The organism is Pumilibacter muris, assembly GCF_943193045.1.
In the GTDB taxonomy this organism is placed as follows: domain Bacteria; phylum Bacillota; class Clostridia; order Christensenellales; family Pumilibacteraceae; genus Pumilibacter; species Pumilibacter muris.
Genome location: NZ_CALPCN010000003.1, coordinates 219,172 through 242,111 on the forward strand (window position 1 = coordinate 219,172; position 22,940 = coordinate 242,111).

A 22,940-nucleotide genomic window follows, 5' to 3' on the forward strand; every position below is an offset into this window, starting at 1 on the left:
CGGTCGATATAGGTCGATTCGTTTGGTGTGCGCAAATTTTAAACGTTGTTCGGCTTAACCAAATTTGTAGTAACGAAATAGAAAAGATAAGAGGATTTTATAATGCAAATTCATTTTTCGCCTCCCGACATATCCGATTTGGAAATTGACGAAGTGACGCGCGCTCTTAAATCGGGTTGGATAACTACGGGGTTGCGAACAAAGGAGCTCGAAAAGCAAGTCGCGGAATTTTGCGGCGTTGAAAGAGCTGTTTGTTTGAACTCCCAAACGGCGTGCGCCGAAATGGCGCTTAGGGTTTTCGGTATAGGCGAAGGCGACGAAGTGATTACCACCGCTTACACATATACCGCCACAGCTTCGGTTATTTGCCATGTGGGTGCAACTCCCGTTTTAATCGACACGCAGAAAAACAGCCTTGAAATGGATTATGCCCAGCTTGAAGCCGCCGTAACTGAAAATACTAAGGCTATTATACCTGTTGATATTGCCGGCATTCCTTGCGATTACGATAGAATATTTAAAATAGTCGAGCAAAAAAAGAAAATATTCAATTCGAAAAACGATATGCAAAAAGCGCTCGGAAGAATTTTAATTTTAGCAGATACGGCGCATGCGTTCGGGGCAAAATATAAGGGGAGAAGCGTGGGGAGCGTCGCGGATTTTTCGGCGTTTTCATTCCATGCTGTGAAGAATTTTACTACTGCCGAAGGAGGGGCTCTTACTTGGCGCAATATTAAAGGCGTAGACAATAACGAAATATATAACAAACTGCAATTATTGTCGCTTCACGGGCAATCGAAAGATGCGCTGTCTAAAATGAAGCTCGGAGCTTGGGAATACGACATAGTGGGAACTTGGTATAAGTGCAATATGACGGATATTGCCGCAGCCGTAGGTCTTGCTCAAATGAAGCGTTACCCCGATATGTTGAAAAGAAGAAAAGAGATTATAGAAAGATACGACAGCGCGTTTAATCCGTTGGGACTAATTACGTTAAGCCATTATACTAATGAGCACAGTTCGTCGGGGCATTTGTATATTACCCGAATAAACGGAATAAACTCCGAGCAAAGGAACGAGGTTATAAACAAAATGGCGGAGCGCGGTATTGCGTGCAACGTTCATTACAAACCGCTTCCCATGCTGACGGCATACAAAAACATAGGATTTAAAATTGAAAATTATCCTAACGCTTATAACAATTTCGTTAACGAAATCACGTTGCCGTTGCACACCTGTTTAACCGACGAAGAAGTGAATTATATTATCGACAATTATTCGGAGCTTATTAAATGCTACTGAAAAGTTGGGACAAACTTCCGGACTTTGTAAGAAACGACGCCGTATATCCGTATTACAGAAAGTTAAGAAGAAAAAACTTTTCGCTGTTTTGGAAACGTATTTTCGATATAATAGTTTCGTTTATTTTATTGATTTTGTTGTCGCCGATATTCGTGTTTCTTGCATTAGCAATTAAAGTAACTTCCAAAGGACCCGTGTTTTTTCGCCAACAAAGAGTTACGCAGTACGGAAAAATTTTTCGAATTTTCAAATTTAGAACTATGGTGGTTAACGCGGAAGCGGTAGGCGCGCAAGTTACCGAAAAAAACGACGCCCGCATAACGAAAGTGGGTAAGTTGATTCGCAAATGTCGTTTGGATGAAATTCCTCAGCTTTTAAACATTTTATTCGGCACCATGACTTTTGTCGGTACGCGACCCGAAGTTCCCAAATATGTGGAACGTTACACTAAGGAGATGCGGGCAACGTTATTACTTCCGGCAGGCGTTACAAGCTTGGCGAGCATAAAGTATAAAGACGAAGACGATTTGCTTGAAAATTCCGAGAATATAGACGAAGCTTATATAAACGTCGTGTTGCCGGGAAAAATGAAATACAATTTGCTGTCTTTACGCAAGAGCGGTTTTTTCCGCGATATAGGAGTAATGTTTTTAACAGTGTTTGCGGTGTTTAAGAGATGAATAATTTGCAAGAACAACAAACGCCGAAGTTTTCGGTTTTGCTTTCGGTTTATTATAAAGAAGTGCCCGAATTTTTCGACACTTGTTTAGAAAGCGTTTATAATCAAACGGTTAAAGCTTCGGAATGGGTGATTGTTAAAGACGGACCTATTACGGAAGAATTAGAAAGCGTTATACAAAAGTATAAAAGTTACGACGGCGTTTGTATTAAAGAAGTTCCGCTTGCCGAAAATCAAGGGTTGGGTATAGCTCTTTCTCACGGCGTTGTTGCGTGCAGTAATGAACTTATAGCGAGAATGGACACCGACGATATTGCTGTACCCGACAGATTTGAATTGCAACTGAAAGAGTTCGAACTCAATCCCGATTTGGATTTGTGCGGCGGGCATATAATTGAATTCGAAACCGACCCGAACGACCCCGTTGCGGAGCGCAAAGTTCCTTTAACGCAAGAGGAGATAACCGAGTATCAAAAAAAGAGAAGCGCTTTTAATCACATGACGGTTATGTTTAAAAAAAGTAAAGTGCTTGAATCGGGAAATTATAAACACGCTCCTTTAATGGAGGACGATATGTTGTGGGTAGACATGTTGATGCACGGGGCAAAGTGTAAAAACATAGATTCCTATTTGTGTATCGTGCGAACTAACAGAAACATGATAGCGCGGCGAGGCGGTCTTAAATATTTTAAAAAATATAAGAACGCGCGAAAACTTATTTATAAGACGGGGTTTATAAGTCGTTCGCAATATTCAAAGACGAATTTTATTCAGTTTTTTGTGTGCATTATGCCGAGTTGGTTGAGAAAGTTCGTGTTTTTCCGTTTAATACACAAAAAGCCTAAAAATAAAGACGTAAAAGATGAATAACGAAATAAATTTAGAACAACTTAAAAAAATCGAGCTCGATTTGGTAAAGTCCGTTCACGAAATTTGCGTGCGCGAAAATTTTCGTTATTCTTTGGGCGGCGGCACGTTGCTCGGCGCGGTGCGTCATAAAGGGTTTATTCCGTGGGACGACGACATAGACATTATGATGCCTCGCCCCGACTATAACGCGTTTATCGACTATTGCATTACGCACGACGACGTTCCGTTTTCGGTGCAGTGTTATAAAACGGATAAAGAATACGTTGACTTATCGGCGAAAATTTATAATCCGAACACTGTGTTAGAAGAAGAGTGCGCAACCGACAAAGAGCAAAAAACTGGAGTTTTTATAGACGTATTCGTTATAGACGGGCTCGGAGACACATATAAGAGGGCGAAAAAAGCGTTTAGAGCAACTTCGTTTAAACGCGAATTGCTTGTTGCCGCGCAATGGAAAAAGTTTTTCAGGTCTAAAACTCGCGCATGGTATTACGAGCCTATTCGCTTTTTGTTTTATATAATGAGCAGATTTGTGAATAAGAGCAAATTATTCGAAGCCATTCAAAAAAAGTACGAACGCATAAATTTTAACGCAGTTAATTACGCGGCGGCGGTGGGAGGCTCGTACCGCGAAAAAGAAATTTTGCCGCAAAAAGTTTTTTCTAACTTAACCGAGCTGCAATTCGAAGGATACGGCTTTAAAGCTATCGAGGCATACGACGAATATCTTTCGAGTATTTACGGCGATTATATGCGGCTGCCGCCCGAAGAGAAAAGAGTTTCGCACCATTTGTTTAAGGCGTATTATAAAGACGGCGTCGAAGGCGGTGCGAATGAATAAGTCTGCGGCTATAATGTTAAGCGCCTACAACGGCGAAAAGTATTTGCGCGAGCAACTTGACAGTTTGCTGCGTCAGGAAAACGTTGCGGTTGAAATTTTTGTGCGCGACGACGGTTCGAGCGATTCCACCCGAAATATTCTGTCGGAATACGAAAGTAACAATGGCAATTTTCATGTGGATTACGCGCAAAACGCGGGCGTGGGAAATAGTTTTATGCGGCTTTTGTATTCCGTTCCCGCATCGTTCGACTATTATGCTTTCGCCGACCAAGACGATATTTGGGAAAGCGATAAGATTTTAAAAGCGGTTGAACTTTTGGAGAAAAGCGGAGCGAGTTTATACGCTTCGAATCAAGAGTGCGTTGATAAAAGCGGCGTTTCTTTGGGTTTACGTTACGATACCTCATGCTATATAAACCTGTTGCCAGACGAAATTATAGGCAAGAATATGCTCGCGGGTTGCACAATGGTTTTTCCGCATAGCTTTTTCGAGATTTTGCGCGAAGAAAGTAGACGACCTTCCGAATCGCTTTTGCGAAACAGAATTCACGATGTTTGGGTGGCTGCGGTTGCGTCGTTGCATAGCGGCATTGTTTACGACGAAAGGTCGTTTATTAAATATCGCCAACATGAAAATAACGTTGTGGGCGCTTCCGAAGGCGGAATTAGAAAAAAGCTTAAAAACAGAATGAAAAAAGTTCGGAATAAAGAACTCAGAAACGGAAGGAGTTTGTTGGCGAAAGAGCTAATCGAAAAATTTCCCGAAGCCGTAGAAAAGTATCCGCTCGTGAAAGTGTGCGCGAACTCAAAAACGCTTGCGGGAAAAAAACAAATTTTAAAACACGGAAAACGTTTGCGCGCAAGTACGGGCGAGAGCGGTTTTGCGTTTTTTATAAAAGTTATGTCGGGGTTGTTTTAAATGGCATTTTTGATGTTTGCCGTGCTTGCGGCATTAGTCATAATTGCATATTTCGTAGGAAAACGGGATTTACTTTCACCGTGGTTTTTGTTGTGTTTGGCACTGTTTGTTTCGTATTCCATAGTTATGCTCAACTACGAAAACTGGGAAGTTAAAATAAATGAAAAATTTATGCTGTATGTTTGTACGGCGCTTTTGGCATGGGGTGCGGGCAGTTTTATAGTAAAGATATTTAGTTTTCGTGCGGTTGAATGCAACGCGCTATACTGTGTTTCCGCCGAAAAAAAATTGAAAAAATATCCGGTGAACTTTTTTGCCGTATTGTCTTTGGTTTTCGTCGCGGCATACATAAGCAAGCTGTTGCTTGACGCCGGCGACGCTTCGTCTTTCAGTCAGCGAATCAGAAATATATACGACAATATTGTTGAGAACAATTATTCGCCCGGCTTCGTTTTTACTCAAATGATGGAAATAGTTACCGCGATTGCGTATGTCAGCGTGTATAGATTGTTGAAAAAAATATATTCTAAAAACGATAAAATAAGCGTTTTAAAATTGTTGTTGCCCATCGTCGCTTTTCTTTTGCTTATAGTTGTTTCAACCGACAGAAACAAATTTTTAAGATTTGCGTTTTATTCCATTTGCTTGTATGTGCTGTTTTTCCGCGCGAATTTTAAGAAAAAGAATCCGAATAGAAAAATTATTCAAAGAGTTGTAATTATGCTGGTTGCAATAATCGTATTGTTTTTCTTATTAGGTAAGGTAAAGCAATATTCTTCGAACATTACGAGAGCTTTGGGTATTTACGGCGGCTCGGGATTATATAACTTTAATTTGTGGATTGAAGAGTTTAACGAGCCTTTAATGTACGGCAATTCAACTTTCAGTACGTTTTTAAGCACGTTGGACGTTTTGTTAAAACCTTTCGGACTAAATTTTTCGCATGCTTCGATAGACAGATTCGACCCGTTTATAGAATATACGGCGGCTAACGGCTACGTTTACAGTTCGAATATTTATTCGGCGTTAAAACCGTTTGTAGAAGATTTTGGATATTTCGGCGTAGTAATCTTCCCGCTACTGATGGGAATATTATACGAGCTTTTGTTTTCAAATAGCAAAAAGAAAAGTTACGGATTTTCTTGGGTGTTGTATTGTTTGCTGATTTATCCCATTGTTTTCTTTCCTATTGCGGAACAGCTGTTCAGAAGGCTGCATTTGGGAATGTTGTATGAAATCGGGTGGGTTGCAATAGCGTATTTCTTTGCGTTCAGACGTAAGAAGAAAAAAGCTTACGCTTGTGCGGAATTGTTTCCCGCAAAAGGAGCTGTTAATAGATGAGTGGCGAAAAAGTAATGAACATAGGCGTAATTTTTGCGGGCGGCGTAGGCAGCAGAATGCGCAGCAAGGAAAAGCCGAAACAGTTTTTGGAAATATACGGCAAGCCTATAATTATATACACATTAGAACATTTCGAACGCAATCACGAAATCGACGCGGTAGTTATTGCATGCGTTGAAGAATGGATACCGTATTTAAAAGAATTGCTGTATAAGTTTCGCATTGAAAAAGTTAAAAGCATAGTTACGGGAGGTAAAAGCGGACAACTTTCCATTTATAACGGCTTGTGCGCGGCGAAAGAAGTTGCGGGAGAAATGCGCGCTATAGTTTTAATTCACGACGGCGTTCGCCCTCTTATAACTTCCAAACTGTTATCCGAAAATATAGAATGCGTTAAAAAACACGGTTCCGCAATTACTGCAGGAATAGTTAAAGAAACTATTGTTGTTATAGACGAAGCGGGGCGCGTTGAACAGGTGCCGTCGAGAGTTAAATCGAGAGTGGCTAAAGCTCCTCAAAGCTTTTGGTTGAACGATATTCTTTCCGTTCACGAGCAGGCAATGAAAGATAACGTTTTCGATGCGGTGGATTCGTGCACTTTAATGAAAAATTACTCTCGTTCGCTTTACATGATTGACGGACCTTACGAGAACATTAAAATTACCACGCCCGACGACTATTACACCATGAGGGCGATATTGGAAGCGAAAGAAAACGCTCAAATTTACGGATACGAGGAATAAGGCAATGGATTTGTCGCGTTTGGAAGGTAAAACTGTGTTTATTACGGGCGCGAGCGGCTTAGTGGGTAAGGCGCTTGTTTCTTTGCTGAGTTCCTATAAATTTACCGCTCCCGTAAAGATAATTGCGGCTGTCAGAAACGTCGAAAAGGCAAAAAAAGCTTTTTCCGAGTTGTCGGGGAATATCGAATACTTAAATTGCGACGTTTGCAATCTTAAGCCCGAAAATATGGGCGTGGATTATGCGATACATTGCGCTGGCCAAACGTCAAGCAAAAAGTTTGTTGAAGAGCCTGTGGAAGTAATATTGAACAATATTAAAGGCACGGAAAACGTTTTGAAGTTTTGCAAGGCGAACGACGTTAAAGGAATGGTATATCTTTCCACTATGGAGGTATACGGCACGCCAGAAACCGACTCTAAGATAAACGAGGAATTTCCGTGCAATTTGAACGTGACGAGCGTTCGTTCATGCTATCCCGAAAGCAAAAGAGCGTGCGAAAGTTTGTGCGCCTCTTATGCGAAAGAATACGGCGTTCCCGCAAAGATAGTGCGTTTAACCCAAACTTTCGGTCCGGGAGTGTCGTATAACGACGGAAGGGTGTTCGCCGAATTTGCAAGGTGCGTTATAGAAGGCAAAGACATTGTTTTGAAAACAAAAGGAGAAACAAAGCGCAATTATTTATATACCGCCGACGCCGCTACCGCTATTTTAACCGTGCTTTTAAACGGGGAATCGGGCGAGGCGTATAACGCGGCTAACGAACAAACTTATTGCTCCGTTTACTCTATGGCGAATGCCGTTGCCGAGAAATTCGGCGTCGGAAAAACAAAAGTGCGGATTTGCGAAGAAAAAGACGCGGGCGCTCTCGGATACGCTCCCACGTTGAAGATGAATTTGAGTTGCGATAAACTTAAAAAGCTCGGTTGGAAAGCCGAAACGGATTTAATGACGGCTTTTTCGGAAATGATTTTACACATGAAAAACCGCAGAGAAAGCGAACTTGACACAACGGAGTTTAATGGCTGAGAAAATAACAACTAAAAAATTTGCGAGCAACGTAATAATTTCGCTTGCGGCACAGATTATATCGATGGCGGTGAGCTTTGTTACCGCGCTTATCGTTCCGCGATTTATCGACGTGTATCAATATGCGTCGTGGCAAATTTATGTGCTTTACGCGGGGTATGTGGGCGTTCTGCATTTCGGTCTGCTCGACGGGCTTGTTTTGCGTTATTCCAAATACGACTACGACGAGCTTGATAAAGAAAGACTTAGGTCGCAGTTTAAAATTCTGTTGCTGTTCACTTGCGCGCTAACTACTGTTGTAACAATAGTTTCGGCTACTGTTTTGGGCGGTGATTACAAACTTATTTTTATATTCGTTGGCATTGCCATAGTTACGAAGAATTTGGTAACTTACGGCTCCTACATGTTTCAAATAACCAACCGAATCAATAAATACGCGGTTATGATAATAGCGCAGCGCCTTGCCTACGGTTTGATTGTGGTTGCGCTGTTGCTGTTCGGCGTGAAAGATTTTTATTGGTACTGCGCGGCGGATTTGTGCGGCGACGCCGTTGGAATGGGCATAGGCTTTATTTTTAATAAAGGTTTGTATTTTCAAAAAGCGCTCGGATTAAAAGAGGCTTTTAAGGAACTGAAAATCAACGTTGCGTCGGGCATAATTTTGATGTTGGCTAACTGGTCGGCGGCGCTTATGGTAGGCAGCGCGAAAATGATTACGCAGTGGCGTTGGAACGAGCTTGTTTTCGGAAAGGTTTCGTTCGCGTTCAGTATATCGAACATATTTTTGTCGTTTGTTACGGCTATAAGCGTGGTTATGTTTCCGTCGTTGAAGCGGGCCGATGAAGAAAAGTTGCCCGAAATGTACGGGCAAATACGAAAAATACTGTCGTTTATACTCTTTTTCGCAATGCTTTTCTATTTTGCGGGTTGTTGGATTTTAAATAAATGGATTCCCAAATATTCGGTTAGTTTAACGTATCTCGGAATTTTGTTGCCTATTATCATATATTCTTCGAAAGTAAGTTTGCTTACTAACAACTATCTTAAAGTTTACCGCAAAGAAAAGGCAATGATGGTTGTAAATTTGGTGTCAATCGCCATAGGGGTTATTGCGTTTTTGCTTAGCGCGTATGTGTTCAACAGTTTAAACGCTGTTCTTATAAGCGTGGTAATAGTTGTGATGCTCAATTCGATTCTTGCGGAAATATGCGTTCTAAAAACCATACGGGTGAGAATAGTTGCAGATTTTATTGTTGAAGCGTTTATGACCGCAGGTTTTATATTGTGCGCAAGATTGCTTAATTTGTGGTTGGGTTGTTTGGTTTATTTGGGGATTTTTGCGGTGTACTGCGTAATAAATCGCAAAGCGGTAAGCGCGGTTTTAGGCAGAATATTCAAACGTAAAAAAGAGGAGAAAGAAACGGAATGAAAGGCATAATACTTGCGGGCGGAAGCGGAACAAGGCTTTATCCGCTTACGAGGGTAACAAGCAAGCAACTGTTGCCCGTATACGACAAACCCATGATTTATTACCCGTTGTCGGTTTTGATGAACGCGGGCATAAGGGAAATACTTATAATATCGACGCCGCAGGATACGCCGCGATTTAAAGAGCTTTTCGGCAGCGGAAGCGCTCTCGGCATAAAGCTCGAATATGCGGTTCAGCCGTCGCCCGACGGGCTTGCGCAGGCGTTCGTTATAGGAGAAAAGTTTATAGGAAAAGACAGTGTAGCTATGGTGCTCGGCGACAATATTTTTGCGGGGCACGGGCTTAACAAGCGTCTTAAAACTGCCGTTTCTCATGCGGAAAGCGGTTGCGGCGCCACAATATTCGGCTATTATGTGGACGACCCCCAAAGATTCGGAATAGTGGAATTCGATTCTTGCGGCAAGGCGATTTCGATTGAGGAAAAACCTGCGAACCCCAAAAGCAATTATTGCGTCACGGGTTTGTATTTTTACGACAACAAAGTGGTTAAGCTTGCGAAAACGCTTAAACCTTCCGCTCGCGGCGAGTTGGAAATTACCGATTTGAATAGAATATACCTTGAAAACGGCGAGCTTAACGTGGAAATTTTGGGTCAGGGATTCACCTGGCTCGACACGGGCACACACGACAGCCTTGTTGACGCCACGAATTTTGTGCGCACGGTTGAAACGCACCAACACAGAAAAATAGGTTGCTTGGAAGAAATAGCGTATTTAAACGGCTGGATTGCAAAAGAGCAGATTGTTAAGCTTTACGAGCCTATGCTCAAAAACGAATACGGAAGATACTTAAAAGAAGTTGCCGACGGCAAATATCTTGACGGGTTATATTAGGAGAAAAGAAAAAATGACGTTGATAGTAACCGGCGGAGCCGGTTTTATAGGGAGCAATTTTATATTTCACATAATGGAAAAATATCCGAACTACCGAGTGGTTTGTTTGGATAAACTGACTTATGCGGGCAATCTTTCGACTCTTGCGCCTGTAATGAAGAACAAGAATTTCCGTTTCGTTAAAGCGGATATTTGCGACAGAGACGCCGTTTTCGCGCTGTTTGAAGAAGAAAAGCCTGACGTGGTGGTAAATTTTGCCGCCGAAAGTCATGTTGACCGCAGCATAGAAGAACCGGGTATTTTTCTGCAAACAAATATTATGGGCACGGCTACGCTTATGGATGCTTGCCGAAAATTCGGAATCAAGCGGTTTCATCAAGTTTCCACCGACGAAGTGTACGGCGATTTGCCGCTCGACCGACCCGATTTGTTTTTTACCGAGCAAACGCCTATTCATACGTCGAGCCCTTATTCGTCGAGCAAGGCGGCTGCCGACCTTTTGGCGCTGGCGTATTACAGAACTTACGGGCTTGCCGTTAGCGTGAGCAGATGCTCCAACAATTACGGACCGTATCATTTCCCCGAAAAGCTTATTCCGCTCATGATAGCCAACGCTTTAAACAATAAACCGCTTCCTGTTTACGGCAAGGGAGAGAACGTAAGAGACTGGTTGTATGTTGAAGACCATTGCAAAGCGATAGACCTTATAATTCACAAAGGCAGAGCGGGCGAGGTCTACAATATAGGCGGTCATAACGAAATGAAAAATATCGACATAGTTAAAATTATATGCAAAGAGTTAAATAAGCCCGAAAGCCTAATAACTTTCGTTGCCGACCGCAAGGGGCACGATATGCGTTACGCAATCGACCCCTCTAAAATTCACAGAGAACTCGGTTGGCTTCCCGAAACCAAATTCGAGGACGGTATAAAAAAGACAATCGAATGGTATCTTAGTAATCGTGAGTGGTGGGAAACGATAATTTCCGGCGAATATAAAGAATATTACGAAAAGATGTACGGTAACAGATAAATGAAAATTTTAGTGACGGGCGCGCGCGGACAACTCGGTGCCGACGTAATGCGCGAATTGATTTTAAGAGGACACGACGCTTTCGGCGTGGATAAAGAGGAAATGGATATTACCGATTGCCAAAGCGTGTCGCGCGTTATGAACGACGTGCGCCCGCAGGCGGTAATACATTGCGCCGCATGGACGGCGGTTGACGCCGCCGAAGATGAATGCAACAAAGTTTTCGTAAAAAAGGTGAATGCCGACGGCACCGAAAACGTTGCGAAAGAATGTTTTAAGCACAATGCCAAAATGTTGTATCTTTCAACCGATTATGTGTTCGACGGAAAGGGAAACGAGGCATGGAAGCCCGACTGCGAAGAATATAAGCCGCTTAACGTGTACGGAGAAACCAAACTTGCGGGGGAACGGGCTGTTGCCGCCGCGCTCGACGAATACTTTATTGTGCGCATAGCTTGGGTGTTCGGTAAGAGCGGGAACAATTTTATAAAAACAATGTTAAAACTTGCCCAAACGCACAACAGTTTGCGCGTTGTGAACGACCAAATAGGAACGCCTACCTATACTTACGATTTGGCTCGTTTGTTGGCTGATATGATTGAAACGGAAAAATACGGATATTATCACGCGACTAACGAAGGCGGATATGTGAGTTGGGCCGACTTTGCGGAAGAAATTTTTCGTCAGGCGGGATTGAGTGTTACAGTTGTTCCCGTGTCTACCGAAGAATACGGATTGAGTAAGGCGGCTCGTCCGCGTAACAGCAGGCTGGATAAAAGCAAGCTTACGGAAAACGGGTTTAAGCTTTTGCCCGCTTGGCAAGACGCGCTTAAAAGATATTTAAAGGAGCTCGGTTATTAAATGGGACAAATTAAAGTTATCGACGCGCCTATAAAAGGGCTTTATATAATCGAACCGACGGTGCACGGAGACAATCGCGGCTACTTTATGGAAACGTATAATAAGCGCGACATGGAAGAACACGGCTTGAACATGAATTTCGTTCAAGACAATCAAAGCATGTCGGTTAAAGGCGTTTTGCGCGGATTGCATTTTCAAAAACAATATCCGCAAGGCAAACTCGTAAGAGTTATAAAAGGTAAAGTTTTTGACGTTGCCGTAGATGTGCGCCCTACAAGCGAGACGTTCGGAAAATGGTTCGGCGTGGAACTTACGGAAGAAAACAAAAAACAGTTCTATATATCCGAAGGCTTTGCTCACGGCTTTTTGGTGCTTTCCGATACTGCCGAATTTTGCTATAAAGTTACAGATTTTTATCATCCCGGCGACGAGGGCGGAATTGCATGGAACGACCCGAAAATAGGAATAGACTGGGGCGTTACGGGGGTATACGGCGGTAACGCCGACCCGAGCGGATACAAACTTAAAGACGGCGCCGACGTAATAATGTCGGACAAAGATAAGCTGTGGAAAACTCTCGACTCGTTATTTTGAACTACGCGGGTTGTTGCGCCCAAAAAGAACCGTTTTCGACAAATTGTATGTATATTTCCTCAATTTAGGTAAGGTATAATATAACCCGACGCATTTTTGAAAAGGTCGGGTTTTTTGTTTGATAAAACGGGCGATATTGAAATACGTATTTATGTTGTTTTCTCTTGCCGCGCTTTGCGGCGCGGAGTTTTCGGGCATGCGTCCTTGCGGCGCGGGGTTTGCCGCCGCGCTCGTTTATTGCGGAATGCCCGCTATTGTCGTTTTGCCCGCTTACATGGGGTTTTCGCTTATTTTCGATTTTTCGTTGGAAACTTTTTTATATGCTCTCGCGGTTAGCGTCGTTTCGTTCGCGGCGGGAGTTACGGGGCTGAAATTCACGCGCGCAAAAAGAGCGGTGTTCTTGTCGCTTTTTGCGGCGGCGCAGTGCTCGCTGCTTTTAATGCACTCAACACTCGGGTATTTGAGAATTTTGGTGTGGAGCGTTTTAGCTGCGGGAATATTCGTTTCTTCGGTTTGCTTTTTGCGCCCCGTGCTTGTGCAAAAACTCAAATATAAATTTTTGGAAACGGAGCTTGTTTGCGGAGGCGTTTTGCTTATTTGCGCGTCGCTCGGGCTTGGCAAAATGCAAGTCGAGGGGTTCGACGCGGCGTATTTGTTGGCAGCTTTCGCAATTCCGTTCGCGGCGGGCGTAGGCTCGCTTTCGGGTTCTGTCGCCGTTGCAATTTGTTTCGGTTGCGGAATAGCTCTCGGCTCCGAGCAAGTCGCGCCCATAGCGTTTATGGCGTTTGCCGCGCTTGTAACCGCAATATTCGCCGAAGCGCCTCGCCCAATATCTTCGCTTTCAACGGCGGCGGCATACGTTCTTGCCGCATACCTCTTTTCGGCTCCTCCGTTGTGGCAACAAATACTGTGCTTTGCTGTGGGCGCGCTGTCGTTCGCATTCGTGCCCAAAAGTTTGCTCGGCAAAGTGCGCGACGTTTTGTTCGCCCCCGTAACCGCAACCGCCGCGCGCGGCATAGTGAACCGCGCGGCTTCCGAAACGGGAAAAAACTTGCTCGGCGCGTCGCAAATATTCGCCGATATGAAAATAGCTATGGAGCAGGTTCCCGACGCGGAAGAAACGAGCGTGCTCGAAAAGAACGTTTGTTCTCGCTGTTCGGGTTACGCACAGTGTTCGCAAGTGGGCGGCTACCGAGAAGCGCTCGATAAAATGGAGCGAAGCTCAGCCGCAAAGGGTAGGGCGAGCGTTTCGGAAGTGCCCGCGCTTTTATCGACGTGCGGCAATCTTGCGGCGCTTATTTCGGGCGCAACGGAATCCGCTCAGCTCAAACACGAACAGCTTATTGTGAGCGAGGCGAGAAGGGAAGGGCGCAATATAGTTGCGAAACAACTCGGGCTAATGTCGGAAGTTTTAAAGCAAATGGGCAACCGAGTTAAGGAGCCCGCAAAGTTCGACACAGCTAAGGAAAAGCGGATAGCCGAAGAACTTTCATATAGAGGCGCCGTTGTGCCCGAAGTTATAGTAACCGATGAAACCGTGTCGGTAGTGTTGCAGTCGGAAGAGCTCACAAACGAACAAATAACCTCTGCCGTAAGTAAAACGATGCACGCTCCGTATCGTTGCATAAGAGGGGGCGCCGACGTGCTTCCCGGCTACACATTGTTGCTTTTTGCAAAAGCGCCGCGCTACGACGTGGCTTTTTCGGCGGCTGCAAGCGCCAAAGAGACGCGAAGCGGCGACAGCCACTCGTTTATAAGGCTGGGCGGCGACCGTTTTATGATGACGCTGTGCGACGGTATGGGAAGCGGCGACGCGGCGAGAAAAGCGAGCGAAACCGCAATAGAATTAGTTGAAAGTTTCTTTAAAGCGGGGCTCGATTCCATGAGCGCGGTAGAGTGCGTGAACAGATTTCTCGCGTTAAACGAATGCGAAAGATTTTCCACTCTCGACATTACGGTGATAGACCTTAACAGCGGCGTTGCCGAAATAATCAAACTTTCGTCGCCCGCCACCGTAATAAAAACTGCGGAGGGCGTTAGAGCGATTTCGGGTTCGGCTCTTCCTATGGGGGTGTTCGAGCAAGTGCAGTGCGGGCACTCCACGCAAAATCTGCGTTCCGGCGACGAAATAATTATGGCTACCGACGGAGTTACCGACGCGCTCGGTTCAACCGAAAGCTTGATTGCGGCTGCCGCAACGAGCAATGCTTGCGAACCTCAGGCAAAAGCGCGGGAACTTCTCGAATACGCTACCGCCGCGCAAAGGGGAAAACTGCGCGACGACGGCACCGTGCTTTGCGCCCGAATTTTCGAAAAAAAATATTAAAATACGAATATGAAACGAGTTCGCCGCATAAATACTTATATTAGTTTAAAATAACCGAAGCGGGTTCGAATATAAATGCTCCGCTTACGGTTGACAAAATTCATGAGCGATTGTATAATATTATTTAATGAAGTATTTGACGGAGCATACATCGTCTATCGTATTTTGCGCAGTGGCGGCGGCGTTGGCGCTTTTGTTCGTCATAATGTTTATTGTTGCCGTTGCACGGAAAAAACGGGTGCGGCGCGGCTTCGACGTTTTAAAGCTGCTTTTCGGCTCGCTCGCGTTCATAATAGCGTTCGTTGCTGGCGCTTTTGCCGTTGTGAATAAATACGAGTTGTTCAAGCTTTCAGTGAGTTCGGACGGAAGCGTTCTCGCGTTTTTATATGCGGGAAAAAAGCTGTTTTCCGTTCCCGCTCTCGGAATTGCCGTAGTGTTTTTTAACCGCTTGAAATGGTTCGGCATAGCGGCGCCTTTTGCGTTGTGCTTTTTGAGCTTGATTGCCATGCTTGCGGTTTCGATAAAAACTTACTCAAAGAAAAAAGCGAAAAAACAAGCTACGAAAACCTTGTGCGTTACTCCCGCCGAAAGCGGCGAAAATAGCGAGCCCGAAAAAGGCGAGATTTTTGAAGAGACTGCGCCGAAGGAGCAGGGCGACGATGAGGATACGCTTTATAACGAACCCGTCGCGCTCGCGCAAGAAACCGGCGAAATGGAATTTTCGGAGCCGTCCGACGGGATAGATTCGGCGGAAGCGAGAAATATAGTAGACGAAATAGATAAGCTCGTAACGGGCGAGCACGAACCGTTAGACGACGAAATAGACGACCGCTTGCGTCGCGCGATTAAAGAGGGATACGCGCTTTCCGACGCTTTCGAAAATCCCGCAACCGCTAACAAGGGGACGCTTAACGACGGAGCCGACGATTCGGAATATATTCCTGCGGCTTTGTTCGCCGAAAAAGAGGACGTAGGGCAAGAGGAATACGACGACGAGGACGAAGACTTTTCCGACTTTACCTCAGACTATGACGAAGAAAATAACGGCTTTGCAACCGACGGCGATTTTGAGAGAGAACCTTGCGCCGAAGAAGAACTCGACGAGGAAAATGCGGAGCCGAGCTACGAAGATTTCGCGTTTGCCAACGAGCCCGAAAGCGAACCCGAGCGGGAAGAAGAAATAGAAGAAGAGGACGAAACGCCGGATAATTATGCGGCGACTACTGCGAATACGCTCGCTCGTTCTTTTTCGCAACAAGCGGATAGCGGAGCTACGCGCAACATGTCGGCAAGCCGTAAGGTGGAGCCCGCTCGCGGCGACTACGACGAATCGCTTATTCCCACGCGCGTGCGCACTATAATACGCCGTCCCACAGCCAAAAATATAGAAGAAATCGAACGCAGAGTCGTTTCCGATTCGGAGCGGGAGAAAGAACTCGCTTCGGCTAAACAAACGCCTAAAACTCCCGCCAAACCGTTGGGAACGGAGAAAACGACTGCGGTATCCGAAAAAAAGAAACCCGCTTCAACGCGCAAAAAAAGCGGCGCAACTACGAAAAAAAGCTCGGCGCAACCATCGAAAATTTCCGCCGCGAAAGACGAAGCTAAAACGGCGGAACGGTCGGAGCCTAAAAATTCCGCCGAGAGTAAGTCGGTTGTTGCCGAAATCAATAATTTGCCGCTCACGCGTAAATACATAATTTTGAACAGGCGCAACGCCGCCGCCGTTTTCAACGAATACCTTAACGGCAAGCGCGAACAGGAAAAGCAAGAAATCACAGGTTCGCTGAACACTATCATCATAAAATAGCGCCCGACTATTGCGCGAGCGTGAAGGAGTTGCAATGAAAAAATACATAGGGGTTGACGTTGGGGGAACCACTGTGAAAGCCGCGCTCGTTGACGAGAACGGGAAAATTTTGCGGAGGTCGTCTATTCCCACGCTTGCCACGCGCAAAAGCGACGAACTTATAGCGGATATAATCGCGCAAATAAAAGAACTTGCGGCAAACGACGTTTACGAGGGCGTGGGCGTAGGGTGTCCGGGAACTGTCGATAGCGAAACGGGCGACGTAATGTATAGCTGCAACCTCTACTGGGAAAACGTGCCTCTTGTGAAAAAACTTTGCAAAGCGCTTAATAAGCCTGTTAAGGCGTGCAACGACGCGTCGGCGGCGGCGCTCGGGGAAGCGCGTTTCGGCGCGGGCAAGGGCTGTTCCGACACGGCGTTTATAACGCTCGGCACAGGAGTGGGCGGCGGAATAGTTGTGAACGGCAAGCTGTTCGACGGCTATCGCGGCATGGGAACGGAAATCGGGCATATGGTTATTCGCTATGGCGGAGTGCCTTGCACATGCGGGCGTAACGGCTGTTTGGAAGCGTATTGTTCGGCTACCGCGCTTATCCGCGACACCGTGTTCGCTATGCAAACCGACCGCAACAGCGCAATGTGGAAATTCGTTGACGGCGACCTTAATAAGGTTGACGGCAGAACAAGTTTCGAGTGCGCGAAAAAAGGCGACGCCACCGCCTTGCGTGTTGTAAATAAATTTCTCGACTATCTTGCCGAAGGTATAACCGACATTGTGAACGTATTCAGAAGTCAGGCGGTTATTATAGGCGGCGGAGTGAGCGCGCAGGAAAAATATATAACCGAACCGCTTCAAGAACGGGTAGACCGCCTAAGCTACGGAGTGGGAAACAGCGGAGTGCGCACCGAAATAGTTACGGCGTCGCTCGGAAATGACGCGGGCGTGATAGGCGCGGCAAGTTTGGTAATGTAAGGGTTAAAATTATTTTACAGCGCGCGCAAATAAAGTCGTTTTTGTATTTAAGAGGCGGCTTTTGCATATAAATATTAAAAGGAGAAACAAAAATATGAAATCTTTGAAAGGCACAAAAACGGAAGCCAACCTTATGGAAGCGTTCGCGGGCGAAAGTATGGCTCGCAACAAATACGACTATTATGCGAGCAAGGCGAAGAAAGACGGCTACGAGCAAATTGCCGAGTTTTTCACCGAAACGGCGGCAAACGAAAAAGAGCACGCAAAAATTTGGTTCAAGCTTTTGCATAACGGAGTGGCGGATACCGAAACAAATCTTGTTGACGCCGCTAACGGAGAAAACTTCGAATGGACTGATATGTACGCGCGCTTTGCGGAAGAGGCGAAAGCCGAAGGGTTCGATTCCATTGCAAAGCTTTTCTCGCTTGTCGCCGAAATCGAAAAGAGCCACGAGGAACGCTATTTGAAGCTTTTGGCTAATATAAAGAACGGCGACGTGTTCGAGCGCAAAGAAATTGTGGTGTGGCGTTGCCGTAATTGCGGACATTTGCACACGGGCGAAAAGGCTCCCGAAGTTTGCCCCGTATGCGCGCACCCGAAAAGCTATTTTATGCTTAAAGAAAACAATTACTGAAAGTTCAAAAATAAAATATAATATGAAAAAGCGTTCGCCGTTGTATTCGAACGCTTTTTTAATATTTAAAGGTTTTACATTAAATCGAAAAAGTTATGTTGCCTTAAAGCTTCGTACAGCACTATTGCCACGCTGTTCGAAAGATTGAGCGAGCGCAGGTTTTTGCCCATAGGTATGCGCAACGAAAAGTCGGGATTTGCGGAAAGCAGTTTTTCGGGCAAGCCTTTGGTTTCTTTTCCGAACACAAGATAGCAGTTGTCGGGAAAGTTTGCGTCGGTGTAGCGGTTTTTTGCTTTGGTTGAAAGGTAGTAAAAAACTCCGCCTTCGTTTTTGCGGAAAAAATCGTCTATGTCGTCGTATACCGTCCAATCGAGCTTGTCCCAATAATCAAGCCCCGCGCGTTTAAGAGTGCGGTCGCTAAGTTCGAAGCCGAGCGGCTTAACAATATGCAGTCGGGTGTTTGTGCAAGCGCATGTGCGAGAAATATTTCCCGTGTTTTGCGGTATTTCGGGCTCCACCAATACAATGTTCAGCATAAACACAGTATAGCACGAATTTTCGGTTTAATCAAGCGGTGCGGGCGGGGAGGATAGAGTTTTGCGGCTTTTCTTTTTGAAACGCGCTCCGAGCTTTCCGAAAACAAGCGTTACTACGGTGTGCATAATCAAAAAACTCAACGCCTGCGCCATTATTGCGTAAGGGTAAAAAAGTCCGCTTCCGAAAAAATACATAACGGCGGCGTGCGAACCTACGAGCGCAAAAGCAATTAAAACGTCGGTTATAACGGTGAACACTATTCCCGCCGATTTTCTGAGCGGCGAGAGCGCTCCCTCAACCGTGCCGCAGGCAAGTCCTGCCGCAACGCACAGCGCGAATACGATGCCCGCCATTATTTAAAAATACGTTTGAAAAGCGGTTGTTTTGCTCCGCTGTATTTCACCGATTGCACGCTGCCTTCGAAGTCGAGCGTGCCGTCGGACGCGTTGAATTTTATTATTTTGAGTTTCTCGCCCGAAATCAAAAGATTGCCGCACGTCGATATAAGATTAAGCGAAGTGTCGCACGACGACACAACTTTTTCGATGCCCGTAAGACTTCCTTTTTCGCGGCAAACGAGTTTAAATTCGTGCCCGCCGCGCAGTTTTACGTTTTCAGTGTTTTCCATAACGTGAACTCCTTGTCGCAAACGTTTTTATGAGCGCGGTTTGTTTGAAAAACGCCGCGCCTATAAATTTGCCTCAACTATTTATATGCGTCGAAAGCGTATAATACCACGAAAAACGTTAAAAATCCGCGCTGTGAACGCAAATATTAAAAGAATATACTTTCGCGCGGGTGCCTTGAAAAAAGTTGCTTTTTTCTTTGCTATTTGCTACAATATATCAGTGCGGGAAACTGAGCTTACGATTGGCGGTTTTCGCGCAATAACTCGGCTAACGCCGACAAGAGGTAAAAAATGGACATTGTTAAAAAGCTTAGTGAAGAATTTACCTTGCGGGAAGATTATGCCGCAAACATAGTCGCGCTACTCGACGACGGAAATACCATTCCGTTTATAGCGCGCTACCGCAAAGAAATGCACGGCGCGTGCGACGACCAAGTTTTGCGCGAATTTGCCGATAGGCTCGCGTATTTGCGTAATCTTGTTAAACGCAAAGAAGAAGTGCAGGCGGCAATCGAGGCTCAGGAAAAATGGAACGACGAGCTTAAAGCGGCTCTCGACGCGGCTGTTACTCTTACCGAAGTGGAAGATATTTACCGCCCGTATAAGCAGAAGAAAAAGACTCGCGCTTCGGTTGCAATCGAACGCGGACTCGAACCGCTTGCCGACGTTATTATGGCGCAGGAACTTACCGAAGGCGATGTGCTTGCGCTTTGCGAACCTTATGTGAACGAAGAAAAGGGAGTGAACACGGCAGCCGACGCGCTTGCGGGAGCGAAAGACATTATAGCCGAGCGCATATCCGACGACGCGAATATAAGAAAGACTTTGCGCGCGCTTATGTATGAAATAGCCACTTTGGACGCTAAACTCGACCCCAAAGACCCCAACAACGCCAAAAAGACGGTGTACGAAATGTATGCCGAGTTTTCCGAAAAGATTGCGGCTATTCCCAGCCACCGAATACTTGCCGTAAATCGCGGCGAGGCGGACGAATGTTTAAAAGTGTCGCTAAAAGCCGACGAAGAGACTGCGCTCGGAAAAATAAAAGCGTATTATAAAAAAGAGAGCATATTCTCGCAGGTTATGGACGATATTATCGCCGATAGCTACGAGCGACTTATTTTCCCGTCTATAGAGCGCGAGGTGCGCGGCGAACTTACCGAAAAGGCAGACGAGCAGGCAATTAAAATGTTCGAGCAAAATCTTAAACCGCTTTTGTTGCAGCCGCCACTTAAAGGAAAAGTTATTTTAGGGCTCGACCCCGCTTACAGAACGGGTTGCAAAATTGCGGTTATAGACGCGAGCGGAAACGTTCTCGACCATACCGTTATATATCCTACGCCTCCGCAAAAGAAAATCGAAGAGGCGAAAGCCGCGCTTAAAAAGCTAATCGAAAAGCACGGCGTAGACGTTATAAGCATAGGCAACGGCACCGCGAGCAAAGAGAGCGAAATTTTTGTTGCTGAGCTCATAAAGGAATGCGAACGCCCCATAACTTACGCGGTTGTGAACGAGGCGGGCGCGAGCGTTTATTCGGCGAGCAAGTTGGGCGCCGAAGAGTTCCCCGACCTTACTGTGGAATACCGCAGTGCGATTTCTATTGCGCGCCGTTTGCTCGACCCTCTTGCGGAGCTAATTAAAATAGACGTGAAGAGCATAGGCGTGGGGCAGTATCAACACGATATGCCGCAAAAAAGACTTACCGAAGTTTTAACGGGCGTTGTGGAAGACTGCGTTAACAGCGTTGGCGTAGACCTTAACACGGCGTCGTATAGCCTGTTGTCGTTCGTGTCGGGGCTAAATACGTCGATTGCCAAAAATATAGTTAAATACCGCGAGCAAAAGCCGTTTACAACGCGCGAACAGCTACGCGAGGTTCCCAAACTCGGACCCAAAGCGTTTGAGCAGTGCGCGGGCTTTTTGAGAATACCGGGCGGCGACAACGTGCTTGATAACACCGCCGTTCATCCCGAAGCATACGAAGCCACCGAAAAACTTCTTGCCCGCTACGGCAAAACCGACGACGACGTGAAAAGCGGAAATATCGCGGACGTGCGCGGCAAGGTTTCGGCTGAAGGTTCTAAAAAAGTTGCCGAAGAACTTAACGTGGGCGAGCCCACTCTTATGGACGTGCTCGAAGAAATTATAAAGCCCGGACGCGACATACGCGACACGTTGCCGCCTCCGCTTCTTCGCGCCGACCTTATGGATATAAACGACCTTAAAGTGGGAATGGAACTCACGGGCACGGTGCGCAACGTTATAGACTTCGGCGCGTTTGTGGATATAGGCGTTCATCACGACGGCTTGGTGCACATATCCGAAATATCCGAACGCTACATTAAACACCCGAGCGAGGCGCTTACGGTGGGCGACGTGGTTCGCGTGCGCGTTATAGGCGTAGACCCCGTGAAAAAGCGCATAAACCTTAGCATGAAAAGCCCCGATTCCGAAAATAAGCCCAAAGAGCAAAATAAAGAGCAACGCCGCCCGCGCGACAACCGCCACGATAACCGCAACCGCGACAATCGCCGCGACAACGGCAAAAACGGCGGCGGGAACAACCGCGAACGCAGCCTCGACGACATGCTTAAAGCGTTGCAAAACAAATTTTCGAAAAAGTAAAATTAGAGTTAGTGAAGAGCGCATAAGCGCAACGCGGCAATCTTAATATTGAGCGTGGAACGTTGCGCTAATCGCTTGATGTAGGGGATTGCTTCGCTGCGCTCGCAATGACAGTATGGCGTAGGGGATTGCTTCGCGTGCCCGCTAAGAAAAACTTATTGTAAAATGAAAAGACCCTAAACGTAGTTCGATACGTTTGGGGTCTTTCCCTGTGTTTGGAAACACTTGGCTTTTCCGCCGTTATAGCAAAAAAGTTACTTATTTGCTGTTGCGCGCGGAAGTTGTTTTCTTCGCAGACGAAGTGCTTTTCGTCGACTTAGCCGAGCAGCATTTCTGAGCCTTGTTCTGCGCGCTTTGCGTAGATTTGCTCGAAGCGGCTTTGCTCGTGGTCTTGTTCTGAGCGGTTTTGTTTTGCGCGCTCGAACGAGTGGAAGCACTCTTGGTCTTGTTTTGCGTAGTAGCCATATTTTCCATCTCCTTTGTAACGTTTTGCGTTACGGTAGTATTATTGCACACCGTAAAATAAACTATACCTATGTGTATAATTTTTTTACAAAATAATTTTTAAATCGCAATAAAAAATATATGTACTCTCCAAAATAACATTTGTTATTTTTGCGGTCATAATATCACTTTTGTGCTATTCATATTTTCATGGAAGAGTTTTGCGAAAGATTAAAATTTTTGCGTGAAGAAAAAGGGCTTACACAAAAGGAAGTTGCGGAAGCAATAGGTTTTGCGCAAAGCGCCGTTGCATTTTGGGAAAACGGTAAAAGGATACCTAACGCTTTTGCCATAGTTGCGCTTGCTAAGTTTTTCGACGTAACTTCGGATTACTTGCTTGGGCTAACGAAATTTTCCTAAGTGAAACTTAT

Annotated in this window: 23 protein-coding genes; 19 read left to right on the forward strand and 4 right to left on the reverse strand. The window is 45.7% G+C overall.

The window, feature by feature from the left end; genetic code table 11:
• The first annotated feature begins 102 nt into the window (after positions 1–102).
• From NFR62_RS05650 to rbr, 17 genes are all read left to right on the forward strand, one after another.
• Positions 103–1,302 (forward strand): DegT/DnrJ/EryC1/StrS family aminotransferase, encoded by a 1,200-nt coding sequence (locus NFR62_RS05650; protein WP_251615582.1) that lies wholly within the window; start codon positions 103–105, stop codon positions 1,300–1,302.
• Positions 1,293–1,982, forward strand: coding sequence for a sugar transferase (locus NFR62_RS05655; protein WP_251615585.1), 690 nt, complete (start codon positions 1,293–1,295; stop codon positions 1,980–1,982). Before NFR62_RS05650 ends, NFR62_RS05655 begins: the two co-directional genes overlap by 10 nt.
• A complete protein-coding gene (locus NFR62_RS05660) occupies positions 1,979–2,851 on the forward strand; it encodes a glycosyltransferase (protein WP_251615589.1) in 873 nt (290 codons plus the stop codon). Before NFR62_RS05655 ends, NFR62_RS05660 begins: the two co-directional genes overlap by 4 nt.
• Positions 2,844–3,692: a LicD family protein gene (locus NFR62_RS05665; RefSeq protein ID WP_251615592.1), complete on the forward strand. Its 849-nt coding sequence runs from the start codon at positions 2,844–2,846 to the stop codon at positions 3,690–3,692. The genes NFR62_RS05660 and NFR62_RS05665 overlap by 8 nt, the downstream gene beginning before the upstream one ends.
• Positions 3,685–4,611 carry a glycosyltransferase gene (locus NFR62_RS05670; RefSeq protein ID WP_251615595.1) on the forward strand — a complete coding sequence of 309 codons (927 nt, stop codon included), beginning with the start codon at positions 3,685–3,687 and terminating at the stop codon, positions 4,609–4,611. Before NFR62_RS05665 ends, NFR62_RS05670 begins: the two co-directional genes overlap by 8 nt.
• Positions 4,612–5,952, forward strand: coding sequence for an O-antigen polymerase (locus NFR62_RS05675; RefSeq protein WP_251615598.1), 1,341 nt, complete (start codon positions 4,612–4,614; stop codon positions 5,950–5,952).
• Positions 5,949–6,695 (forward strand): IspD/TarI family cytidylyltransferase, encoded by a 747-nt coding sequence (locus NFR62_RS05680; RefSeq protein WP_251615601.1) that lies wholly within the window; start codon positions 5,949–5,951, stop codon positions 6,693–6,695. The genes NFR62_RS05675 and NFR62_RS05680 overlap by 4 nt, the downstream gene beginning before the upstream one ends.
• A 4-nt stretch (positions 6,696–6,699) precedes the next feature.
• Complete coding sequence (locus NFR62_RS05685; protein WP_251615605.1) at positions 6,700–7,722, forward strand: NAD-dependent epimerase/dehydratase family protein; 1,023 nt, start codon at positions 6,700–6,702, stop codon at positions 7,720–7,722.
• A complete protein-coding gene (locus tag NFR62_RS05690; protein ID WP_251615610.1) occupies positions 7,715–9,151 on the forward strand; it encodes a lipopolysaccharide biosynthesis protein in 1,437 nt (478 codons plus the stop codon). Before NFR62_RS05685 ends, NFR62_RS05690 begins: the two co-directional genes overlap by 8 nt.
• Entirely contained in the window at positions 9,148–10,044 is an 897-nt protein-coding gene (gene rfbA, locus NFR62_RS05695) for a glucose-1-phosphate thymidylyltransferase RfbA (protein WP_251615626.1), read from the forward strand. Before NFR62_RS05690 ends, rfbA begins: the two co-directional genes overlap by 4 nt.
• Positions 10,045–10,057: 13 nt before the next feature.
• Positions 10,058–11,077, forward strand: a complete 1,020-nt coding sequence (gene rfbB / locus NFR62_RS05700; RefSeq protein ID WP_251615629.1) for a dTDP-glucose 4,6-dehydratase — start codon at positions 10,058–10,060, stop codon at positions 11,075–11,077.
• On the forward strand, positions 11,078–11,938 hold the full coding sequence (gene rfbD / locus NFR62_RS05705; RefSeq protein ID WP_251615632.1) for a dTDP-4-dehydrorhamnose reductase: 861 nt from the start codon (positions 11,078–11,080) through the stop codon (positions 11,936–11,938). It begins immediately after the preceding gene.
• Positions 11,939–12,532, forward strand: coding sequence for a dTDP-4-dehydrorhamnose 3,5-epimerase (gene rfbC, locus NFR62_RS05710; protein ID WP_251615635.1), 594 nt, complete (start codon positions 11,939–11,941; stop codon positions 12,530–12,532).
• A gap of 136 nt (positions 12,533–12,668) precedes the next feature.
• Entirely contained in the window at positions 12,669–14,858 is a 2,190-nt protein-coding gene (locus NFR62_RS05715) for a SpoIIE family protein phosphatase (RefSeq protein WP_251615638.1), read from the forward strand.
• Positions 14,859–14,985: 127 nt separating this feature from the next.
• Positions 14,986–16,668, forward strand: coding sequence for a hypothetical protein (locus NFR62_RS05720; protein WP_251615641.1), 1,683 nt, complete (start codon positions 14,986–14,988; stop codon positions 16,666–16,668).
• Positions 16,669–16,702: 34 nt separating this feature from the next.
• Positions 16,703–17,641, forward strand: a complete 939-nt coding sequence (locus tag NFR62_RS05725) for an ROK family protein (RefSeq protein WP_251615644.1) — start codon at positions 16,703–16,705, stop codon at positions 17,639–17,641.
• A 94-nt stretch (positions 17,642–17,735) separates the two neighbouring features.
• Positions 17,736–18,275, forward strand: a complete 540-nt coding sequence (rbr, locus tag NFR62_RS05730; protein WP_251615647.1) for a rubrerythrin — start codon at positions 17,736–17,738, stop codon at positions 18,273–18,275.
• A gap of 74 nt (positions 18,276–18,349) precedes the next feature.
• Here the strand turns inward: rbr and NFR62_RS05735 are convergent, their stop codons facing one another.
• Genes NFR62_RS05735 through NFR62_RS05745 form a run of 3 tightly spaced genes read right to left on the reverse strand, consistent with a single transcriptional unit; the run spans position 18,350 to position 19,440 of the window.
• Complete coding sequence (locus tag NFR62_RS05735) at positions 18,350–18,811, reverse strand: tRNA (cytidine(34)-2'-O)-methyltransferase (RefSeq protein ID WP_251615650.1); 462 nt, start codon at positions 18,809–18,811, stop codon at positions 18,350–18,352.
• A 27-nt stretch (positions 18,812–18,838) separates the two neighbouring features.
• Positions 18,839–19,165, reverse strand: coding sequence for a hypothetical protein (locus NFR62_RS05740; protein WP_251615654.1), 327 nt, complete (start codon positions 19,163–19,165; stop codon positions 18,839–18,841).
• On the reverse strand, positions 19,165–19,440 hold the full coding sequence (locus NFR62_RS05745) for a YabP/YqfC family sporulation protein (RefSeq protein ID WP_251615657.1): 276 nt from the start codon (positions 19,438–19,440) through the stop codon (positions 19,165–19,167). The genes NFR62_RS05740 and NFR62_RS05745 overlap by 1 nt, the downstream gene beginning before the upstream one ends.
• Positions 19,441–19,731: 291 nt before the next feature.
• On the opposite strand from NFR62_RS05745, the gene NFR62_RS05750 reads away from it, so the two are divergent.
• Positions 19,732–22,065, forward strand: a complete 2,334-nt coding sequence (locus NFR62_RS05750) for a Tex family protein (protein ID WP_251615660.1) — start codon at positions 19,732–19,734, stop codon at positions 22,063–22,065.
• Between the two features lie 258 nt (positions 22,066–22,323).
• Here NFR62_RS05750 and NFR62_RS05755 read toward each other — a convergent pair whose 3' ends face one another.
• Positions 22,324–22,530 carry a hypothetical protein gene (locus tag NFR62_RS05755; protein ID WP_251615663.1) on the reverse strand — a complete coding sequence of 69 codons (207 nt, stop codon included), beginning with the start codon at positions 22,528–22,530 and terminating at the stop codon, positions 22,324–22,326.
• A gap of 189 nt (positions 22,531–22,719) precedes the next feature.
• On the opposite strand from NFR62_RS05755, the gene NFR62_RS05760 reads away from it, so the two are divergent.
• On the forward strand, positions 22,720–22,929 hold the full coding sequence (locus tag NFR62_RS05760) for a helix-turn-helix domain-containing protein (RefSeq protein ID WP_275556882.1): 210 nt from the start codon (positions 22,720–22,722) through the stop codon (positions 22,927–22,929).
• Positions 22,930–22,940: the final 11 nt, after the last annotated feature.